5 protein-coding genes are annotated in these 6,180 nt (G+C 32.6%); 3 read left to right on the forward strand and 2 right to left on the reverse strand.

Annotated features, from left to right (window positions below; genetic code table 11):
* Window positions 1–97 precede the first annotated feature (97 nt).
* On the forward strand, window positions 98–541 hold the full coding sequence (locus tag F6K54_RS13145) for a hypothetical protein (protein WP_293078154.1): 444 nt from the start codon (window positions 98–100) through the stop codon (window positions 539–541).
* Here the strand turns inward: F6K54_RS13145 and F6K54_RS13150 are convergent.
* Together F6K54_RS13150 and F6K54_RS13155 are read right to left on the reverse strand one after the other, a co-directional pair.
* A complete protein-coding gene (locus F6K54_RS13150) occupies window positions 441–1,208 on the reverse strand; it encodes a sulfotransferase (RefSeq protein WP_366558123.1) in 768 nt (255 codons plus the stop codon). The two genes, F6K54_RS13145 and F6K54_RS13150, sit on opposite strands and share 101 nt — an antisense overlap.
* A 126-nt stretch (window positions 1,209–1,334) precedes the next feature.
* On the reverse strand, window positions 1,335–2,279 hold the full coding sequence (locus F6K54_RS13155) for a hypothetical protein (RefSeq protein WP_293078156.1): 945 nt from the start codon (window positions 2,277–2,279) through the stop codon (window positions 1,335–1,337).
* Between the two features lie 77 nt (window positions 2,280–2,356).
* Between F6K54_RS13155 and F6K54_RS13160 the strand changes: the two genes are divergently transcribed.
* Complete coding sequence (locus tag F6K54_RS13160; RefSeq protein ID WP_293078158.1) at window positions 2,357–3,361, forward strand: Npun_R2821/Npun_R2822 family protein; 1,005 nt, start codon at window positions 2,357–2,359, stop codon at window positions 3,359–3,361.
* A 1,115-nt stretch (window positions 3,362–4,476) separates the two neighbouring features.
* Window positions 4,477–5,412 (forward strand): Npun_R2821/Npun_R2822 family protein, encoded by a 936-nt coding sequence (locus F6K54_RS13165; RefSeq protein WP_293078160.1) that lies wholly within the window; start codon window positions 4,477–4,479, stop codon window positions 5,410–5,412.
* Window positions 5,413–6,180: the final 768 nt, after the last annotated feature.

A 6,180-nucleotide genomic window follows, 5' to 3' on the forward strand; every position in this document is an offset into this window, starting at 1 on the left:
AAATAATTATTCCTAATAAACACAAAAATAAATAACAATAGTTTGTGATGAGTGTTGAACTTGATATAATTAAAAACAGTGATTCAATTTAACTTCTATGACTAGCGGTATATACACTGTAGCAAATGATGTTGTCTTCGATCAACTGGTAGCTCTACTCAATAGTATTGAGGTAAATGTTGGTACTGATACTCCAGTTTGTGTTATTGCTTATGACGATCGCACGGAAAAAGTCCAAGCAGACATAGAAAAACGCAAAAATGTCCAGTTTTTAGACAATCCAGAAATATTTGCCCCCTGGGAAGAATTTTCTTACGAAGCTTGGAAAGGTAATCTAAATGCTTTGAGTATGTGGGCAGAAAAAGGAATTAAAGGAGTAAATCGAATTGGTATGAATCGTAGATATTGTGGCTTCGATCCTCAAGCTCCTTTTGAAAAGTTTATGTATTTTGATGCAGATATTCTAGTATTAAATTCTGTTGAATATATTTTTGACCAGTTAGATTCGGTATTTTCTGTTGTTCAGAAGCAATTTCATTGAAGCTAGATTTCATTGCCTCATCCCAATGTGGATACTTAGGAATTTTATGTTTACTTGTTCGTGTATTGTGAGGCTTATAATCACCTATTTTTTCTAAACAAGATAGAGTTTTTTCTTCTGAGAACCCAATGAAGTTAGAAATCTTAAAAAGGCCGGAGCGACCATCGTTTTGGTAGATAAATCCATCTTTCTTCTGCCATAACCACGCAATTTTTTCAAAACTACTCATTTGTTGCCATTTATTAGCATAAGGATCGTCATGAAACATATCTGCTCTCAACCTTAGAGTTGTTTTATCATCTTTTTCATACCATTTCCCACTCATGCCAGAACGAACATAGTCACGTCCATCCCTGACAATATGAACAATCTTAGCATCAGGAAAAACTTCTCTAAGAGGTTTGAGAAATGAAAATAGTCTATTGTTTGATTCAATATATATTTTTGCCTTTCGTCGTTTTACTTCACAGCACAATACACGACGTCCTTTTTCATTTTCTTGAACTGCTTGATGAGATGATATTATTCCTCTAGCATAATTAGTCCCAAGATTACAAAAATCAGGATTAGGTTCATGACAGGAAAATACTTCTGGAAAAAGTTTAAAAAATTCCCTCATAAATAAAGTGCCAGTACGCCCCGTAGAAACAATGAAGACTTTTTGAATATTCCTCCAATCTTGAGGTGGTAGTAAACCATATTTAGATAATTAGTTTGTCAATCTTATTTCTAATGCCTTGATGCCAATTATTTGTCATAACTATAAACCTTTATAATTTAAAATTAATACTAATCATACCAGTTCTCTGAACTTACTGTAGAGTTTCATAGAAAATTTTCCTATAGAATAACCCTTAACAAATTTATTATATCCTCGTTCTGAAATCTGTTTAATTCTTTCTTTGTCAGCCAAAAGATCGTCTAACTTATCAGTCATATTATCAAGATTGAAAGATACATAATCTTCCCCTTCAATTAAATCTGTATTAGGCAAAAACTTAACATCATCAATAGAGTCATGAGAAAACATCAAAGATTTAGCATTGAGAGTTTCTAAATGACGAAAGCTACCAGGTCCATGTCCGGGAGGACAGACAGAAACTAATACTCTTGCCATATAACTTTTGTAATTTGGATCGTTAGGTACATATTCAGTATTAATAGAATTACTGCCATGATAATCTTTAATCTTATCTAATATTGCTTGTCGAATTTGACGACGATAATTATCATTTTTACCTAAACTAACTCTGCAAGATATTTCTATATCCCTGTCAATAGATTTAGCAAATACTGGAAATGAACCAACATATTTATACACAGGAGACTTGGGAGATATTGTCATAGGATAAGTTGTTGATAAAATTACATTCAATTTAGACAATGAATCTTTATGGGGAGAATTTTTGATTCTCGGTAAAGTAGTTCCTTTTAATCTTTCAAAGCCATCTAAGCTTCCATTATCATAACCATCAAATAATATCTTAGTATTGGGAAAAGATTGAAATTTATCGTCAGTTTGCAGAATCGTTGGGAGAATTCTTTTAAACTTATTTGTTGATTCCCCTGGATGAGTTGCATATATTACTACATCATAGGAATCATGGGAAAAGTCTAGGTAATCAAGAACATTTATTTCTGTGTATTTAATTAAAAATCTTTTTCTTAAATAGTTTAAACAGTAAACTAAATAAGCAGTATTACAAGCCTTATAATCTCGAACTAATAAAACTTTCATAATTAATAGTTATTTCCGATAGTTAGCGTTGATTAAATTCCTGATATAATCAAAAATAGTGATTTAAATTAATTTTTATGACCAACGGTATATACACTGTAGCAAATGATGTAGTGTTCGATCAACTGGTAGCTCTACTCAATAGTATTGAGGTTAATGTTGGTACTGATACTCCAGTTTGTGTTATTGCTTATGACGATAATACTGCAAAAGTCCAAGCCGATATAGAAAAGCGAAATAATGTCCATTTTTTAGACAAACCAGAAATATTTGCCCCCTGGGAAGAATTTTCTTACGAAGCTTGGAAAGGTCATCCAAATGCTTTGAGTATGTGGGCAGAAAAAGGGATTAAAGGGGTAAATCGAATTGGCATGAATCGTAGATATTGTGGCTTCGATACTCAAGCTCCTTTTGAAAAGTTTATGTATTTTGATGCAGATATTCTGGTACTTAATTCTGTTGAATATATTTTTGAACAGTTGGATAAGGATGATTTTGTTGTCTATGATTTTCAGTATAAAGACCCTTCCCATATTTTTAATTTAGAGTCACCTAAACTGTTTGATGTTTTTCCAGAATCACGGATTAAATCTGAAATTTTTTGTGCGGGATTTTATGCAGGGAAAAGGGGTTTATTCTCGGAAACTCAAAGACAGTTTCTAGTAGAAAAGCTGAACACTGGAGAAGGAGAAATTTTATATACATCCGCTCCAAACCAATCTTTACTCAACTATATGAAAATGCGATTGGATATTCCTGTTTATAATTTTGGTCTTGATTTACCACCAGAAAAAAGAACAGGTTGTTCTGTAACATCTCCTCATTTTGAAGAAAGGGATAATGTACTATATGATAAAGGAGAAAGACTGACATATCTTCATTATATTGGAGTTTCTTCTAAAAGGTTTGCTAGGCTTTGTCAGGGAGAAAATTTAGATTTTCCTTATCGAGATATTTTTCTCCACTATCGTTATCTCCATGAACCAGATAAAAGACCAAAATTTACTGGCAAACCAGAACCTTATAATCCCCCAGTAAACATAATAACTAAAATCTTCAAAAAACTGGGTTTAAATAGTTAAATAAAAAAAGATAAAATAAATTTATATGGTAGATAGGAAATAGGGGAACGCTCAAACTATCCATTTGTGGAAAAATGTTCAATTTCTGATGATGATTTCTCGAAAATCACTAAAATTTACTGGTTAGTTAAAATTTGAGAATCTGCCAGTCAATATAATTCAGTAACATATGCCAAAAACAGGATTAAAATAACTAAGGAAAAAATATGAAAGATATTTATATTATTACTAACTACTGGGCAAACGCTCAAACTATCAATTTGTGGAAAACTGTTTAATTTCTGATGATGATTTCCCGAAAATTACTAAAACTTACTGGTTATTTAAAAGTTGAGAATCTGCCAGTCAATATAATGATTAAAATCCGCCAAAAATTGGAGAGAAATAACTAAGAAAAAAAAGATAAAACGCATTGATTTATATTGTCCTTAACTACTGGGCGATGGCTCAAATTATCCATTTGTGGAAAACCGTTCAATTTCTGATGATGATTTCCTGAAAATTACTAAAATTTACAGGGCAAATAGAATCCGATAATCCGCCAGTAAATGTAATGACTAAAATCTGCCAAAAACAGGATTAAAATAGCTAAGGAAAAAAGATAAAAGGCATTTATATTATTGCTAACTACAGGGCAAACGCTCAAACTATCAATTTGTGGAAAACTGTTCAATTTCTGATGATGATTTCCCGAAAAAACAACAAAATGTACAGTGAGACTAAAATTCTAGAATATAATCAGTAATATCTGCCAAAAACTAGGTAAAAAAAATCATAGAAGCAAGATGAAAAGAATTTTATGATGATTCTTTCCCAAAAAAAATCAAAATTTGCAGGAAAATCAAAATCTGAATAATTTTCTAGTAAGTAAGTAAGTAAATATAATGTAAGCATTTAGCCGTCAGCTATCAGCTATTGCTTTTAGTGAGTGATAAAAGCAACATTTAATTAAGCTAGAAAAATCTGGCATTAAGTTAGCTCCAAAGTCTATATTCATTTAAACCTCGTCCTTAAGCACAAGGTATTATTGCTGATAGCTGATGGCTAATAGCTGAATGCTTACAATATAATAACTAAAATCTGCCAAAAACTAGGTGGAAATAACTAAGGAAAAAATGATGAAAGGAATTTATATTGTCGCCAATGATAAAGTGCTTGATAATACGATCGCTCTGCTGAAAAGTATCCGATTATATGACACTGATACTCCAATTATTATGATTCCTTTTGATGAAAATTCTCAGCAGGTAGCAGAAATAGTTACGAGTAAATATGGTGTAGAAATTTATCCAGATTTAGAATTTGTAGATAATCTTTGCAATAATTTGTATAACATTTTTGGTCAAGGCTTTTTTAATACTCCTAACAAACAAAAAAAACAAGCTTGTTGGTTCGGACCGTTCGATGAATTTCTCTATATTGATGTTGATATTGTTGTCTTTGAAAAAATTGCTGATAATCTCAAATATCTGGAAGATTATGATTTTCTGTGTTGCGACTATCAATATTTAAGTGGGATAAAAAATGTCTTTACATCTAAAGTTCTAGAAAATCAAATCTTCACTGAAGAACAACTTAAAGATGTATTTAATAGTGGGTGGTGGGCGTCAAAGAAAAACCTATTTACAGAAAATGAATTATATGAAACCTTTGCCGAATGTGCTGCTAATACTGAGTATTTTGACTTTTCCGAAAAAACCACAGACCAGCCAATTTTTAACTATATAGTATTAAAACATATTTCTCGGCGGTTGAATCTAGTTAGACGGCCAGAAGGTAAAGGTCCCGGAAGTTGGGCAGGTAGTCCCCATTTTCAACAGGAAGGCGATCGCTTGATTGACCCTAAAGTAGGTAAGCCTGTACAATATTTACATTGGGCAGGTTTTCGGATTGAACCAGGATGCCCTTATTGGGATATTTGGGAGCATTATCGATATCTGGGCGAAGCGAAACCTACTTACTATCCTCAAAAAACTGAGGCTAAAAAAAGTTTAGGACAAAGATTTATTGATAAAGTCAAAAATGTAGTTCGGCAAATTAAGAAAAGTTAGGGTTATTTCAGTGATCAGTTAGCCTCCTAGGTAGGAGTTGCCTCTCTTATACCATTTCTCAAAAGTAATGCTACCTTTGGAAGGTGGTAAAAATAACTGGAAAAATCACAGAGGTTAGTTAACAATCAAATTAAGGCAATAAATAGTATTTATAAATAGAAAATCCAAGTATAGCAAAGTTTTTGAGAATTGGTATTAGAGGAGCTATCCTACAGAATGCTCCGCATTCATGTCGCGAAGCGAAATAGTACTTCCGACTCAGGGCGAAGGTTGAAATCTGAAATTTACTTTTTTATTTCCTTCAAAAGGGAAGCTTAAGACCTTATTTCTTGGTCATAAAGACAGAAGGTAAGCATTCAGCTATTAGCAGTCAGCTGTCAGCAATTAGTAATGAGTAATTAGGGTTTGCGCTCATAAGTCTTTTTGCGCTCGACAGGGAGTAGGGAGTAGGGAGTAGGGAGTAGCTAAGAGTCAAGATTTGGAGGGAGTTGTAGAGGAGGTAGTCGGAAAAATTATCCCTTGCTAACTCTGCCCCACTATACGCCAAAATACTCACTTTTTGAGCCTTATAAGGCGAAAATCAGGTACTTTTTCACGTTCTAAAAAGGCACTTACCAATATCAGTAAAGACTTTGATATTTAATCAGCAAACCCTAATTACTTCTAAGGTTTAGGAAGGGATTTTGCCAGTAACTTTTATTGTTTCTCAATTTTAAAGGTTGCTTTTATCTTCCTTAAAATTAATAGCTGATAACGCAGTTCCGACCA

Origin of the sequence: Okeania sp. SIO3B5, assembly GCF_010692555.1 — a bacterium.
Taxonomy (GTDB): Bacteria; Cyanobacteriota; Cyanobacteriia; order Cyanobacteriales; family Microcoleaceae; genus Okeania.